Genomic DNA, 14,447 nt, shown 5'->3' with positions numbered 1-14,447 from the left:
AAATGGTACAATACAAAAGCGGCGTGCAGAGGTCTGCCGCCCACACATCCTAACGCAGCAGGAGGCCGCTATGCACACCGATCTGACGCAAGGAAGCGTCACCCGTTCCATGCTCGGCTTCGCCTGGCCGCTGATCCTGGGCAATCTGCTTCAGCAGCTGTACAATGTAGCCGACACGCTGATCGTAGGCCGGTTTTTGGGCGCCGGGGCGCTGGCCGCCGTAGGTTCTTCCTTCACCCTGATGACCTTTCTCACCTCTGTGCTGCTGGGCCTGTGCATGGGCAGCGGCGCGGTGTTCTCCATCCTCTGGGGCGCGCGGAAGGAGGAGGAGCTCAAGGCCAGCCTGTTCGTCTCCTTCCTTCTGGTGGGCGCGGCGACCCTGGCGGTGGCCGCGCTGGCGCTGGGCCTGCTCCAGCCGATCCTCACGGCCCTGAAGATCCCCGGCGAGATCCGCGCCGAGATGGCCGCTTACCTGCGCATCATTTTTCTGGGTCTGGGGTTCGCCTTTGTGTACAACTACATGGCCGCGCTGCTGCGTTCCCTGGGCAATGCGGTGCTCCCGCTGCTCATGCTGGGCGGCGCGGCGCTGCTGAACGTCGCCCTGGACCTGTTTTTCGTGCTGGTCCTGGGGCTCGGGGTCCCGGGGACCGCCCTGGCCACCGTCCTTGCCCAGGGGGCGTCAGCGGCGGGCCTGAGCGTCTGCTGCCTGAAATGGGCCCCGCAGCTGCGCCCGCAGCGGCGGCACTGCCGTTTCCGGCGGGATATCGCACGGAGGATCGCCGGCTATTCCATCCTGACCTGCCTGCAGCAGTCGGTGATGAATTTCGGCATCCTTATGATCCAGGGGCTGGTAAACTCCTTCGGAGTCAATGTTATGGCGGCCTTCGCCGCGGCGGTGAAGATCGACGCCTTCGCCTACATGCCGGTCCAGGATTTCGGCAACGCCTTTTCCACCTTCATCGCCCAGAACTACGGCGCGGGGGAGACCGGCCGCATCCGCCGGGGCATCCGTTCCGGTACGGTCACCGCGCTGGCCTTCTGCGTTGTCAGCTCCGCCGTGGTGGCGGGGTTCGCCCCGGCCTTGATGGGGCTTTTCGTCCCGCCGGAGGAGACGGAGATCCTGGCCGTGGGCGTGGAGTATCTGCGCATCGAGGGCGTCTGCTACTGCGGTATCGGATGTCTGTTTCTGCTCTACGGGCTCTACCGGGCCATCGGGCGCCCCGGCCTGTCGCTGGTGCTCACCGTCATCTCCCTGGGTACCCGGGTGGTCCTGGCCTATGCCCTGGCCCCCCTCCCCGCCTTCGGCCTGAAGGCGATCTGGTGGGCCATCCCCATCGGCTGGGGCCTGGCCGATCTGACGGGCTTTCTGTGGTACCGGTTTGTGGTGCTGCGCAGGGGGATCTAGTCCGGCCGCGCCTGTGCGCCCCGGGAACGCCCCCTCACCCGCTCACGCCTGGGCGGTGCTCTCCAGATACTCGTCGTAGGTCATCTTCCGGTCGATCAGCTTGCCGTCACGGGTGAAGTCGAACACCCGGTTGGCCACGGTCTGGACCAGCTGATGGTCGTGGGAGGAGAAGAGCACATTGCACTTGACCGCCTCCAGGCCGTTGTTCAGCGCGGCGATGGACTCCAGATCCAGGTGGTTGGTGGGCTGATCCAGCAGCAGCACGTTGGCCCCGGAGAGCATCATGCGGGAGAGCATGCACCGCACCTTCTCTCCGCCGGAGAGGACCTTGACGGGCTTGTACACCTCATCCCCTGAGAACAGCATCCGGCCCAAAAAGCCCCGGAGATACGCCTCGTGGGGGTCGGAGGACCACTGGCGCAGCCATTCCACCAGATTGTCGTCGCAGTCCTTGAAAAACTCGGTGTTGTCCTTGGGGAAGTAGGAGAAGGTGGCGGTCTGGCCCCACTTGACGGTGCCCTCGTCGGGCTCCAGCTCGCCGGTGAGGATCTTGAACAGGGCGGTATGGGCGTTTTCGTTGTCCCCCACGAAGGCGATCTTGTCCCCGTGGCCCACGATGAAGCTCACCTTGTCCAGCACCTTCACCCCGTCGATGGTCTTGCTCACGTCGGTGACGAAGAGGATATCCTTCCCCACCTCCCGGTCGGGCGCGAACGCCACCCAGGGGTAGCGGCGGGAGGAGGCGGGGATCTCCTCCAGGCTGATCTTCTCCAGCAGCTTGCGCCGGGCTGTGGCCTGCTTGCTCTTGGACTTGTTGGCGGAAAAGCGGGAGATGAACTCCTTGAGCTCCTGGGCCTTCTCCTCGTTCTTCTTGTTCTGGTTCTTCATCAGGTTCTGCATCAGCTGGGAGGCATCGTACCAGAAGTCGTAGTTGCCCACGTACATCTTGATCTTGTTGTAGTCGATGTCCACGATGTGGGTGCAGATGGTATTGAGGAAGTGCCGGTCATGGCTGACCACGATGACGGTACCGGGAAAATCCAGCAGGAAATCCTCCAGCCAGTTCACCGCGTTGATGTCCAGGTTGTTGGTGGGCTCGTCCAGCAGCAGGATGTCGGGGCTGCCGAACAGCGCCTGGGCCAGCAGGACCTTCACCTTCAGGCGGGCGTCCAGGGTGGACATGTCATTGTAATGCAGCTCCACGCCGATGCCCAGCCCCTGCAGGATGCGGGACGCGTCGGATTCGGCCTCCCAGCCGCCCAGCTCGGCGAACTCCTCCTCCAGCAGGCAGGCCTGGATCCCGTCCTCCTCCGTCATCTCCTCTTTGGCGTAGAGCGCGTCTTTCTCCTTGCCGATCTCGTACAGACGCTGGTTGCCCATGATGACCGTATCCATCACGTTGTAGGCGTCGTAGGCGTTCTGGTCCTGTTTGAGGACCGACATGCGGGTTTTGGGCAGGATGGAGACCTCGCCGGAGGTGGGCTCCAGGTCGCCGGAGAGGATCTTCAGGAAGGTGGACTTGCCCGCGCCGTTGGCGCCGATGATGCCGTAGCAGTTGCCCTTGACGAACTGAAGGTCCACATGGGAAAAGAGGGGCTGTCCGCTGTATTGGAGGCCCAGGTCGGAAACAGTGATCATGTCTTACTCCTTATCGCAAACTGATAAAATCGAAATTTAGCCCAAATAGTATATCACAAAAGGGCGGTAAATCAAGCCAAACGGCCGAAATACCAGCCGGTGGCGCCGTTTTTCTTCACCAGCGCCCGGTCGGAGAGCCGCCGCACCACCGAAAGGCGGTCTCCCGCAGCGATCTGCGGACGGTAGTCGGTGGAGTCCTGACAACGGAGCACCCCCTGGTCCTCATAGAGGTAATCGGTGAGCACCTCCAGCACCCGGCCGCTCTCCAGATGGCGGCAGCGGGAGAGCTCCGCGCCCCGCTCCAGCACCTCCACCCGGTTGCGGCCCCAGCGGATGTTGACGGAGTCGCCGCCGGCCGTCTGTGGGTCCAGGGCCGTGGCCTTGGGCAGGCCGTCGTAGCTGTACCAGGAAAAGGCCCCGCCCGCCGTCCGGGGCAGCACCAGGGCGTTGAGCTGTCCGTCCAGCTTGAGCACGCAGCCCCCGTCGATGCTGGCGATGTGCCGCTCCCGCTCCAGCAGGGGGGCGGCCGAGGGGATGTGCGGATCGTAGAGGGTCACGGGCCAGTGCCCCACCACGCACCAGCGGCGGAAGGCGTGCCCCTGGGCGAGAAATTCGTCGTTTTTCATGCAGGACCAGGCCTCCAGCTCCTCCAGCCCCGTTTCTCCCGGCACGCCGCCGTGGACGAACAGGTAGTCCGGGGTCTCCAGGATGACGGGCATGGCCGAAAGGAAGGCCAGTTCCGGCGCAAAGTGCCGGCGCAGCACCGCGCGCAGGGCAGGCAGCTCTTCCTGCGCGCGCAGCGGGAACCCCGCGGCACGGCCCATCTGGCAGATCAGGCTGCGCTCGCCCCACACCTTCAGGTAGTGCCGGTAGAAGGCCGGTCCGATCTCTCCGTCGGCGCGGGTGAAATCCTCCACCAGATTGTCGCAGTTGCCCCGCAGGGCGTAGACCGTGCGCGTCCGGGCCAGCTCCATGACGTAGCGCAGGGTGGCCAGGCTGTCCGGTCCCTTTTCCACCAGATCCCCCACCAGCACCAGAATATCGTCTTCCCCGTAGCCCGCCTTGTCCAGCACGCCCCGCAGGAAGGGCAGGTTGCCGTGGACGTCGCTGATGGCCAGCACCCGGCGGTCTTGGGGGAAGTCGGTATGCACTACTGTCGCTTTTCGTTCCATGGGAGCACCTCGCAGTTGATGTGGGATTGGGCGTATCATTTCTATTTTATCACGTGCGGGGGAAAATGTCACCACGAACTGCCCGCAAAAAGGGCACGCAAAAAGGGGACGGGGCGATCCGATCCGGAAGGCCCCGTCCCGCTTTTAGAATCTGTATTCTTAGGCAGAACGAAGTGGCTGGGGGCGGGATTTTGCTGCCGGACAAGGCGATTGGACGCCGCCATACTCTTTGTGTACGGCAAGCAAAAGCAACGCAGTATGGCGGGAAAAGACCCGGCCAGACGCTGCGGGAGGCTTATGGATACCGCTTCTTATTGCCGCACCCGGGCGGCAAAGGCCACCCAGCCGTTCTGCTCCCGCTTTTCCATGCACTCCAGTCCGCTGCGCTCCAGGGCGGCGGCCACCTCGCCGGAGCGGGTGTCGATGATGCCGGAGCACAGGAACACCCCGCCGGGGGCCAGGAAGCGATGGACCTGGGCGGAGAGGGGGATGATCACATCGGCGACGATATTGGCCAGCACCAGGGCGTAATCCCCGGTGGACAGCTCCTCCACCAGCGCCGGATCGGAGAGCACGTTGCCCGCGCGGACGGTGTAGCGGTCCCGCCCGATGCCGTTCATGGCGGCATTCTCATAGGCCACGTCCACCGCCTTGGGGTCGATATCCACCGCCGCCGCCCGGGACGCCCCCAGCACCAGGGCGGCGATGGACAGGATGCCGCTGCCGCAGCCCAGGTCCAGCACCGGCTTTCCCGGCGCCGCATACCGCTCCAGTCCCGCCAGGCACAGCTGGGTGGAGGCATGGCTGCCGGTCCCGAAGGTGAGGCCGGGGTTCAGATACAGCGCCGCCTTGCCCGGCGGCACCGGTTCGTCCCGCTCCCACTCGGGCACGATATACAGCCGCTCCCCCACGCTCATGGGCTTATAGTACTTCTGCCAGCTGTGGGCCCAGTCGTTCTCCCCCAGGCTGGCGGCGCGGTACGGCGTCTTGACGCCCTCCAGCCACTGCTCCAGCTGCCTGCGGCCATCCGCGTCGTCGGTGACATAGAGCTTGACCCGGCACACGCCCTTCATGCGCTCCAGCAGCGCGTCGTCCACGTAATCCCAATACGGACGGTTCTGCTCCAAAAACGACTTGAAGTCCGCTTCGTCTTCGATGGCCATCCCCGTCACACCATTGGCGGTGAGCCGGGCGCACAGTCCGTCCAGCTCCTCCCGGTTGGTATCCAGGACGACCTCCAGCCATTTGACCGCATCCATCAGCGGCGGCTCCCCAGGAAGAACAGGGCCACGGTGCCCGGGCCGGAGTGGGCGCCGATCACGGGCCCCACGTTGCCCAGCAGCACGGTCTTTACCCCCAGGCGGATCTTCACGTCGTCGGCCACCTTCTGGGCATCGGCTTCACAGTCCCCATGACTGATAAAGACGATCTGCTCCGCCGGGTCGAGCGCAGTTTCCGCCATATGGTCTACCAGCGCCTTCAGGGAGGCGCTACGGCCCCGGGCCGTGCCCACCTTCACCAGGCGGCCCTCGTCGTCCACGTGCATGACCGGCTTGATGGAGAGCATGGTGCCCAGTACGGCGGTGGCGGCGGATACCCGGCCGCCCCGCTTGAGAAAATGCAGATCATCCACCGTAAACCAGTGGCACAGGTGCAGCTTGTTGGCCTCCACCCAGTCCCGCACCGCCTCAATGCTCTCCCCCCGCGCCTTGTGCTGGGCCGCGTGCCAGAGCAGCAGGCCCTGGCCCAGGGAGGCGCACAGCGTATCCACCACGTACACCTTGCGCTCGGGGTACTTCTCTCCCAGCTCCTGTGCGGCGATTTGGGCGGAATGGCAGGTGGCCGACAGGGCCGAGGAAAAGGCCAGCACCAGCACGTCCTTGCCCGCCTGGAGCAGGGGTTCCATCTTCTCCGTAAAGTCGGAGATGTTCACGGCGGAGGTGGTCGCCATCTCGCCCTCCCGCAGCAGGCGGTAGAACGCCTTGGCGGACATCTCCCGGTTGTCGGGGTAGTTGAACAGGGTCTTCCCCTTGATGGTAAAGGACAGGGGAAGCACCTCCACCCCCATCTCCCGCATCAGCTTGTCGGTCAAGTCGGCCGAGGAATCGGTCAACAGCACGTAATCGCTCATCGCTTCAAATCCTCCCGTATTCATTCCGGACGCTCGTCCCGGTCTTTCTTCCTTCTGGTCTTTTCGGGCTTGACGGCGGGCGCGCTGGCATGCCGGCGCAGGATCTCCAGCACGCGCTCGCAGGCCAGCTTGTCGGCATAGCTGCGCAGGGCCAGGGCCAGGGCCAGCCGGGGCAGATCCTCCTCGTCGGTCCCCGCGTCCAGGCAGCCCGCCGTTACATCCAGGGCCCGGTCCAGCTCCTGCCGGAACAGCTCGTAGAGCCCTTCGGGCTCCCGCCCCTCCCGGGCGGCGGCCAGCAGGGCGCCCGCGTCCTTCACGGAGAGCACCTGCTTAAGGGCGCAGATCGCGGTCAGGTAAGCCAGATGGGTACGGGAGTACCGCTTCCCGTCGGCCCGGGGCAGGGCCCCGTCCTTGATATAATTGTTCACCATGGCGGAGGTAAGCGCCTCCCCCTCTCCGTAATGGATCAGCTGCCGGGGCATGTACGAGATGAGCTGGTCCATATACAGCCCGATATCCGGCAGGGCGTCCCACTCCGCGGGCCGCTCCTGCTCCAGCCGTTCCTGCAGGGTGCGGATCTCTTCCAAGACGCCGCCTCCTTTCTGGTTTCTAAAACCATATCACAAAATATTTGTGTTATTATACCACATCGGGAGCAGATAAGTAAAGCCAATCTCCACTTGAAACAGGCCGTTTTTAGTCACATAACAAGATTATGTGAGAAACGCGCCCCGATTCCGTTCTGCCAAAGCGCAAAGAAGGCCGCCTCCCAAGGGAGGCGGCCTCACAGCTTGCGAAAAAGGGGACCGCAGGGCGGCGCTCAGCCCGGAGATGACGACGGCTGCGCCGCTCTATAGACGCTTCATACCCCTTGCGGATGGCTTCTGCCAAGCGGGCGATAGCGATCCTCCTTCGCGCAGGCTGCGGCAGAAGGCCGTGTCACCGCATCGCCGGGGCGGCGCCCTCCCGGTCAAGAACAGCGGAGAGCAGCGCCTCGCCCGGCAGAGGGCGGGAAAAATAGTAGCCCTGGATCAGGTCGACGCCCCAGCGGGAGACCAGCCCCAGCTCCTTCGGGGTCTCCACCCCTTCGGCGATGACGGCGTAGCCCATGTTCTGCAGGGCGGCCACGATGCTCTGGTAAAAAGATGCGATCCTGTCGTCCTCACAGATGCCCACCAGCAGGGACTTGTCCAGCTTGATCTCGGAAAAGGGCAGCTTGAGCACGGTATTGAGGTTGGCGTAGCCTGCCCCGAAGTCGTCCAGGCACAGGCCGATCCCCGCCTCCACGAACTCCGCCGCGGCCTGGCTCAGGCTTTCGCTGTACTCGGTTGCCACGGTCTCGGTGATCTCAAATTGAAAATAGGAGGGCTTCAGTCCAAATTCCCGGATGATCCCGATCAGCCGTCCGGCGTGGCCGCTTTTCATCAGTTCGGTGGGGGACAGATTGATCTTCACATTCTGGATCTGCTCCATCAGTTCCCGATGTTCCTTCAGGAACCGGCACACCCGGCGCATTTGCAGCAGTCCCAGGCGGGCGATCTGGTCGCTTTTCTCCGCGATGCCGATGAACACCTCGGGCGCCACCGGCCCCAGCGTGGGGTGGCGCAGCCGGCTGAGGGCCTCCAGGGTGACATAGCCGCCCTTGCGCAGGGAATAGACCGGCTGATAGTACACCTCGAACCGGTCCTGCTCCAGGGCGGTCTCCAGGAAACTTTCGATCTCCTGGGTATAACGAAAGCCCTTCCGGGTCTCCTCGTCCCCCTGGATGAGGATGGTCTCGGGCGTTCTCTGTGCCAGGGCCGTCAGGTACTCCACATAGGCCAGCAGTGCGTCTCCGTCCCGCAGCGTCTGCGCCTCGATGACGCCGCAGAGGACTGCGGGCGAGTAGACCGGCTCGCCGTTGATCTGAACCGGGCCCGCAAAGCAGCGCTGGCTGCGCCTGCACACGCTTTCATACACGGCGATGGATTCCGTCATCACCAAAAACCGCTTGCCTGTGATGCGGAAGACCTGGCTCCGCTCGCCCGGCGCCTGCAGCATATGGGCCGTCTGGATCAGCAGCTGGTTGCCGAAGCCCGCCCCCAAAACCCGGTTGACCCGTTTGATCTGGCACAGCTCCACGGTGACAAGGTGAAACCGTTTCCCCTTTCCGATCTGGCTCTGGGCCAATTCCCGAAAATATTTGACGTCAAAGGCGCCGGTCAGGCTGTCGGTATAGCGGTAGGGATTGTTGAGGGTAAAAAACAGCACCGTGATGCTCAAGGCGATCCCGAAACCAGAGAGCAGCAGGTCATGGAACACGGCCTGGAGCGCCACACAGCCACCGCCGAGGAACAGCAGTTCCCAAATGGTGCGCATTTCCCGTCTTCCCAGCCGGCGGGCGCAGAGCATGCTGTTCCCTGCGATCAGCAGGATATAGGCGCCCGCAAAGACGTACATCCCCATATACAGCGGGCCCCGGAGATACCGTCCGGCCTCGTCCACGGTGAAGAGCACACCGCTCCAGTGGTTTCCCAGAATGATCAGGCCCATCAGCGCCGGCGGGAGCGCCCACAGCCGTTCCAGGCCGGGACGCCGGGATGCCGCCGGGCGCTCCAGCAGCGTCTGGATATAGCGCAGCAGCGTGTACGGCACCAGCACCTGAAGCAGGTACAGGATCACCAGGCAGAATTCGCTCACCCCGGCCAGGGCCGGCCGCGCCTGCATGATGAGGATGGAGCAGATGAGGTCAAAGCAGAGGTCCGCCATCCCAAACAGCAGAAAGCAGAAAAAAGTCCGGTTGTTGTCCAGATCCAGCCTGCGCTGCTCAACAAAGTGGTAAAGGATGATCAGCAGGAAGATCAGGCCCGCGATCAGAAAGTCCATATTATATGCCATACCGTACTATCCCCGCCCCTCTGCCGCCGCGGTCTCCGCCGGCTGCGCCGCCCGCGCCCGCTGCTGCTTTTTATGGCGGTACATCGCCTGATCCGCCTCATATTTCCAGTCGCTCATCCGCTTGACGCCCCGGTCCCCGTCCCGCAGGTAACTGACGCCCCGGGCGATGGACAGGGGATAGCGGCTGCCCTGGTTATAGTCCCGGATCGCCTGGTCCAGCCGTTCGTTCCAGATCCGCTCTTCCCCGTCCGGGTCGGGCAGGATCACGGCAAACTCGTCCCCGCCGATGCGGTAGCAGCGCCCCTGGGATCCGAAGGCCCGCTCGATACAGCGGGCTGCGCCGATGATCAGCTCGTCGCCCGCCCCGTGGCCGAAGTGGTCGTTGGTGTGCTTGAGTCCGTCCAGATCCAGGAAGACCAGCGCCACGTCCCGGTAGCGAACGCCCTCCGTCTCCAGCCGGGCCAAAAACGCGTCGAAGGCCCGCCGGTTCTCCAGCCCGGTCAGCCGGTCCTCCCGGGACAGGCGCTTGTAGACCAGCACCTCGGCCTTGAGGCGCAGGTTGGCCGCCATAGTGGTGATGAGGGATCCCAGCAGGCAAATGATGAACACCAGGATGCCGCATTCGAAAATGGAGCCGTAGTAGGGGATCTCCAGCGCCCAGTACAGCAGCAGGGCCAGCAGGCCGCTGGCGCCCAGCATAACGAAGGCCCTCAGCACCGCCAGGATCTCCCGATTGCGGCAGGCCCGATACTCCCGCAGCATCAGCACGCTCATCAGCCCGGTCCCGCCCGCCAGCAGCAGGTGGGTCACAAAAAGCATGTCGATCAAATCAATCCCCAGGAAATAGTTCAGCAGGCTCTGCACGATGGCGTTGAGATAAAATGCGCCGATGCATCCGTTCAGGCTGCGAAAGCGCTTCATCTCCCCGGTGTTGCGCACAAAATGCAGCATGGGGATCCCCAGCGTCATGAACGCATAAAAGGACAGATAGCACACCAGCGGCGATTGGCCGCTCAGCTCCTGGACCAGCGAGGAGTCCAGCGCACACCAGGCCCCGCAGAGCAGCAGAAAGCAGGCCACATCGCCGAAGCGCCGGTCCTGCATATGGACCTTGGCCAGGTAGAGGGCGATCACGGTGGCCGCCACGCTCATAAGGGCCATGGTAAATACGATCAGCAGGGTAAAGGCGTCTCCCGCGCAGTGCCGGCGGAAGACCGCGCTGCTGCTGCCCAGATAGACCTCCGCCAGGACAAAGCGGCCGTCCCCGGGATCTTCATAGCTCAGCACCAGCGGCTGCGCGCTCGTCTCCTCCGGCAGCACGGCGTTGCAGTCCAGCTTGGCCCGCATCTGCTTGTTGCGCGGAAACGCCGTATCGTCATAGGCGTAGAGCACCTCGTCCCCCAGCGCGATCTGCAGCCGGTAGACCGCCCCCCGGGTGGTCAGGGTCGCGCCCTGGTCGGCATCGGTCAGGCTGTCGTTGTACAGTACCAGGTCTCCCCCGCCCTCCAGCACGACCGTCCCCGGCACCTGCACCGCAAAGCGCCGTCCGTCCTCCAGCCGGTACCAGCCTGCCGAAAGCTCCCGTACGTCTTCCAGGGCCCTGTCCGTCTTCTGCCGGACCATCCCGCTCAGGGAGAGCCCAACCGTCAGCAAAACGCCCAGCACCAGCAGGCACTCCCAGCCCCGTCTGTTCAAACGTCCCGTTTTCCTCACCTCTCTGCCGTCCGCGCCAAATGCAAAGCCCTGCCAGGGTATGGCAGGGCTAAACTGAAATCGTGCAGCTGGCTGCCATCATCCATACAGGCCCTTTAGCTTTGCGTCGCCGCCTTTCGGCGGGTTTGCCACCGTATTTTGTTCGTTTTTATTGTAACTCCTGTTTCGGCCCGCTGTCAATCCGTTCGTTTCGCGAAAGATCCGCCCCGGCATTCTGTCCCCGCGCGGCGCGCCACGCCTCAAACGCCGGAACGGGAAGCGGCTTTGCATAAATGCAGCCCTGGATCAGATCGCAGCCCACCGCCCGCAGGAATGCAAGCTGTTCCGGCGTCTCGATCCCCTCGGCCACCGTAAGCGCGCCGAGCGTTCGGGAGCGCTCCATGACCGATGCGGCGACATCCCTTAGCCGCGCCCCCTTTCCCCGGCCCCATACATATCGTGCTGCGTCAGGGAAGAATAGTGGCTGTTGATGGTGCTGAGAGCGTCATACAGGGCCACCAGCAGATAGTTCTTGATGTTGCGGACATAGGCGGCTCTTTCGCTTTTGTGACAGTTTAATTCTACTACAGGATACTGCAAATATCCACTGTTCTGTGTATCGTTCCGCAGACGCAGCAAGGCGCCCCGGTCCCTTGTGTGAACCGGGGCGCCTGACGCGGCGGAATTCTTTTAACTTCTGGGGTTCTTGATGGCGGCCTGCGCGGCGGCCAGCCGGGCGATGGGCACGCGGTAGGGGGAGCAGGACACATAGTCCAGGCCCACCTTGTGGCAGAACTCCACGCTGGTGGGGTCGCCGCCGTGCTCGCCGCAGATACCCAGATGGATGTTCGGACGGGTCTCGCGGCCCAGCTTGGCGGCCATGGCCACCAGTTTGCCCACGCCCTTCTGATCCAGGTGGGCAAAGGGGTCGGACTCATAGATCTTCTTATCGTAGTAGTAGGAGAGGAATTTGCCCGCGTCGTCGCGGCTGAAGCCGAAGGTCATCTGGGTCAGGTCGTTGGTCCCGAAGGAGAAGAACTCGGCCTCCTTGGCGATCTCGTCGGCGGTCAGGGCGGCGCGGGGGATCTCGATCATGGTGCCGACCTCATACTTCATGTCGCTGCCGGCGGCCTTGAGGAGCGCGTTGGCGGTGGCCACCACCACGTCCTTGACGTACTTGAGCTCCTTGACCTCGCCCACCAGGGGGATCATGATCTCGGGGACCATCTTCCAGTCGGGGTGCTTCTTCTGCACGTTAATGGCGGCGTTGATGACGGCGGTGGTCTGCATTTCGGCGATCTCCGGGTAGGAGACGGCCAGACGGCAGCCACGGTGGCCCATCATGGGGTTGAACTCATGCAGCGAGGCAATGACGTTGCGGAGCTTCTCCACCGAGATGCCCATCTCCTTGGCGATCTCCTGGATGTCCTCCTCCTTGGTGGGGAGGAACTCATGCAGCGGGGGGTCCAGGAAGCGGATGACCACGGGCTGGCCCTCCATGGCCTCGTAGATGCCCTCAAAGTCGCCCTGCTGATAGGGCATGATCTTAGCCAGGGCCTTCTTGCGGTCGTCCACGTTGTCGGCCACGATCATCTCGCGGATCGCCTTGATGCGCTCGCCCTCGAAGAACATATGCTCGGTGCGGCACAGGCCGATGCCCTGGGCGCCGAAGGCATAGCCCTGGGCGGCGTCGCGGGGGTTATCGGCGTTTGTGTACACCATAAGCTGGCGGTACTGGTCGGCCCAGCCCATAAAGCGCCCGAAGGGGCCGGTGGAGGGGTCGGCGGGCACGGTGGGCACGGCCTCGCCGTAGATGTTGCCCGTGGAACCGTCGATGGAGATCCAGTCGCCCTCCCGATAGGTCTTACCGGCCAGCGTAAAGCACTTGTTGTCATAGTCCACCACGATCTCGCCGCAGCCGGACACGCAGCAGGTGCCCATGCCGCGGGCCACCACGGCGGCGTGGGAGGTCATGCCGCCCCGGACGGTCAGGATGCCCTGGGCCACCTGCATGCCCTCGATGTCCTCGGGGGAGGTCTCCAGGCGGACCAGGATGACCTTCTCGCCCCGCTCGTGCCACTGCTTGGCCTCCTCGGCGGTGAAGACCACCTTGCCGCAGGCGGCGCCGGGGGAAGCGGCCAGACCCTTGCCGACGATCTCGGCCTTCTTCAGGGCCGCGGCGTCAAACTGAGGATGGAGCAGGGAGTCCAGCTGCTTGGGCTCCACCCGCAGCACAGCCTCCTTCTCGCTGATCATCCCCTCGTCCACCAGGTCCACGGCCACCTTCAGGGCGGCGGCGGCGGTACGCTTGCCGTTGCGGGTCTGGAGCATGTAGAGCTTTCCGTTCTCGATGGTGAACTCCATGTCCTGCATATCCTTATAGTGCTGCTCCAGCTTATTGGCGATCTCGGCAAACTGCTCATATACCGCGGGCATCTCCTCATGAAGCTTGGAGATGGGGGAGGGGGTACGCACGCCGGCCACCACATCCTCGCCCTGGGCGTTGATGAGGTACTCGCCGAACAGGGCCTTTTCACCGGTCGCCGGGTTGCGGGTAAACGCCACGCCGGTGCCGGAGTTGTCCCCGGAATTGCCGAAGACCATGGACTGCACATTGACGGCGGTGCCCCAGTCGTAGGGGATCTCGTTCATGCGGCGATACACGTTGGCGCGGGGGTTGTCCCAGGAGCGGAACACGGCCTTGACCGCCTCCATCAGCTGCACCTTGGGGTCCTGGGGGAAGGCCTCGCCCTTCTCGTTCTGATAGAACTGCTTGAACAGGCGCACCAGCTCTTTCATATCGTCGGTGTCCAGTTCCACATCCTGCTTGACGCCCTTCTTCTCCTTCAGCGCGTCGATGATCTCTTCAAAGCGTTTCTTGGACAGCTCCATGACCACGTCGGAGAACATCTGGATAAACCGGCGATAGGAGTCGTAGGCAAAGCGGGGGTTGTTGGTAAACTTGGCCAGGCCCTCCACCACCGTGTCGTTCAGGCCCAGGTTGAGGATCGTGTCCATCATGCCGGGCATGGAAGCCCGGGCGCCGGAGCGGACCGAGACCAGCAGAGGATTGACGGGATCGGCAAATTTCTTGCCGCAGATCTCCTCCATCTTGCCCAGGTACTCATAGATCTGGGTCTGGATGTCCTCATTGATCTGGCGGCCATCCGTATAATACTGGGTGCATGCCTCGGTGGTCACAGTGAAGCCCTGGGGTACCGGCATGCCCAGATTGGTCATCTCAGCCAGGTTGGCGCCCTTGCCGCCCAGCAGTTCCCGCATGGAGCCGTTGCCTTCAGAGAACAGGTACACGTACTTATGCGCGTTGGCCATAGTCACATTCCTCCTAAGATAGTCGTTACGGGCATTATTATATCATTTGCATCATAAATTGCAATACAAAACCATCCGATTTTGTCCATAATCCACTCCTTGTTTTCCATTTCCCCCTGCCATATGATCTGTTTTCCCGAAAGGGCGGCCGCGGTGTGCATTTACACGGGGAAAGCGGGCGCCGGCAGGGCGAGGCTCC

Annotated in this window: 11 protein-coding genes and 1 riboswitch; of the genes, 1 reads left to right on the top strand and 10 read right to left on the bottom strand. The window is 63.4% G+C overall.

Annotated elements, in window-relative coordinates; translation table 11 throughout:
* The first annotated feature begins 70 nt into the window (after window positions 1–70).
* Window positions 71–1,405 carry an MATE family efflux transporter gene (locus tag H8S57_RS03185; RefSeq protein WP_186906638.1) on the top strand — a complete coding sequence of 445 codons (1,335 nt, stop codon included), beginning with the start codon at window positions 71–73 and terminating at the stop codon, window positions 1,403–1,405.
* Between the two features lie 42 nt (window positions 1,406–1,447).
* Here H8S57_RS03185 and H8S57_RS03180 read toward each other — a convergent pair whose 3' ends face one another.
* The 10 genes from H8S57_RS03180 to ppdK all read right to left on the bottom strand — a co-directional run bounded on the left by H8S57_RS03180 (window position 1,448) and on the right by ppdK (window position 14,248).
* Complete coding sequence (locus tag H8S57_RS03180) at window positions 1,448–3,043, bottom strand: ABC-F family ATP-binding cassette domain-containing protein (protein WP_186906637.1); 1,596 nt, start codon at window positions 3,041–3,043, stop codon at window positions 1,448–1,450.
* A 71-nt stretch (window positions 3,044–3,114) separates the two neighbouring features.
* A complete protein-coding gene (locus H8S57_RS03175) occupies window positions 3,115–4,215 on the bottom strand; it encodes a metallophosphoesterase (RefSeq protein ID WP_186906636.1) in 1,101 nt (366 codons plus the stop codon).
* A 311-nt stretch (window positions 4,216–4,526) separates the two neighbouring features.
* Window positions 4,527–5,474, bottom strand: a complete 948-nt coding sequence (gene prmA / locus H8S57_RS03170; RefSeq protein WP_186906635.1) for a 50S ribosomal protein L11 methyltransferase — start codon at window positions 5,472–5,474, stop codon at window positions 4,527–4,529.
* Window positions 5,474–6,346 (bottom strand): DegV family protein, encoded by an 873-nt coding sequence (locus H8S57_RS03165; RefSeq protein WP_186906634.1) that lies wholly within the window; start codon window positions 6,344–6,346, stop codon window positions 5,474–5,476. The genes prmA and H8S57_RS03165 overlap by 1 nt, the downstream gene beginning before the upstream one ends.
* Before the next feature lie 20 nt (window positions 6,347–6,366).
* A complete protein-coding gene (locus H8S57_RS03160; protein ID WP_186906633.1) occupies window positions 6,367–6,933 on the bottom strand; it encodes a DUF1836 domain-containing protein in 567 nt (188 codons plus the stop codon).
* A gap of 352 nt (window positions 6,934–7,285) precedes the next feature.
* Entirely contained in the window at window positions 7,286–9,223 is a 1,938-nt protein-coding gene (locus H8S57_RS03155) for a GGDEF domain-containing phosphodiesterase (protein ID WP_207723689.1), read from the bottom strand.
* A 6-nt stretch (window positions 9,224–9,229) separates the two neighbouring features.
* On the bottom strand, window positions 9,230–10,918 hold the full coding sequence (locus tag H8S57_RS03150) for a GGDEF domain-containing protein (RefSeq protein WP_186906631.1): 1,689 nt from the start codon (window positions 10,916–10,918) through the stop codon (window positions 9,230–9,232).
* 78 nt (window positions 10,919–10,996) lie between these two features.
* Window positions 10,997–11,076, bottom strand: a riboswitch (cyclic di-GMP riboswitch).
* 8 nt (window positions 11,077–11,084) lie between these two features.
* Window positions 11,085–11,318: an EAL domain-containing protein gene (locus H8S57_RS03145; protein WP_186906630.1), complete on the bottom strand. Its 234-nt coding sequence runs from the start codon at window positions 11,316–11,318 to the stop codon at window positions 11,085–11,087.
* A gap of 20 nt (window positions 11,319–11,338) precedes the next feature.
* A complete protein-coding gene (locus tag H8S57_RS03140) occupies window positions 11,339–11,515 on the bottom strand; it encodes a DUF6017 domain-containing protein (protein ID WP_186906629.1) in 177 nt (58 codons plus the stop codon).
* Window positions 11,516–11,605: 90 nt separating this feature from the next.
* The gene (gene ppdK, locus H8S57_RS03135) at window positions 11,606–14,248 is read right to left on the bottom strand and encodes a pyruvate, phosphate dikinase (RefSeq protein WP_186906628.1); all 2,643 of its coding nucleotides are present in this window, start codon (window positions 14,246–14,248) and stop codon (window positions 11,606–11,608) included.
* Between the last annotated feature and the right edge of the window lie 199 nt (window positions 14,249–14,447).

This window comes from Lawsonibacter hominis (genome assembly GCF_014287895.1).
GTDB lineage: Bacteria > Bacillota > Clostridia > Oscillospirales > Oscillospiraceae > Lawsonibacter_A > Lawsonibacter_A hominis.
The sequence above is the reverse complement of the archived record's forward strand: the minus strand, read 5'-3'. Positions and strand labels throughout refer to the sequence as shown.

Bases quoted from the DNA above. Each gene is read 5' to 3' on its own strand.
- H8S57_RS03185 (WP_186906638.1), top strand. From the start codon at position 71: ATGCACACCGATCTGACGCAAGGAAGCGTCACCCGTTCCATGCTCGGC.
- H8S57_RS03180 (WP_186906637.1), bottom strand. From the start codon at position 3,043: ATGATCACTGTTTCCGACCTGGGCCTCCAATACAGCGGACAGCCCCTC.
- H8S57_RS03175 (WP_186906636.1), bottom strand. From the start codon at position 4,215: ATGGAACGAAAAGCGACAGTAGTGCATACCGACTTCCCCCAAGACCGC.
- prmA (WP_186906635.1), bottom strand. From the start codon at position 5,474: ATGGATGCGGTCAAATGGCTGGAGGTCGTCCTGGATACCAACCGGGAG.
- H8S57_RS03165 (WP_186906634.1), bottom strand. From the start codon at position 6,346: ATGAGCGATTACGTGCTGTTGACCGATTCCTCGGCCGACTTGACCGAC.
- H8S57_RS03155 (WP_207723689.1), bottom strand. From the start codon at position 9,223: ATGGCATATAATATGGACTTTCTGATCGCGGGCCTGATCTTCCTGCTG.
- H8S57_RS03145 (WP_186906630.1), bottom strand. From the start codon at position 11,318: ATGGAGCGCTCCCGAACGCTCGGCGCGCTTACGGTGGCCGAGGGGATC.
- ppdK (WP_186906628.1), bottom strand. From the start codon at position 14,248: ATGGCCAACGCGCATAAGTACGTGTACCTGTTCTCTGAAGGCAACGGC.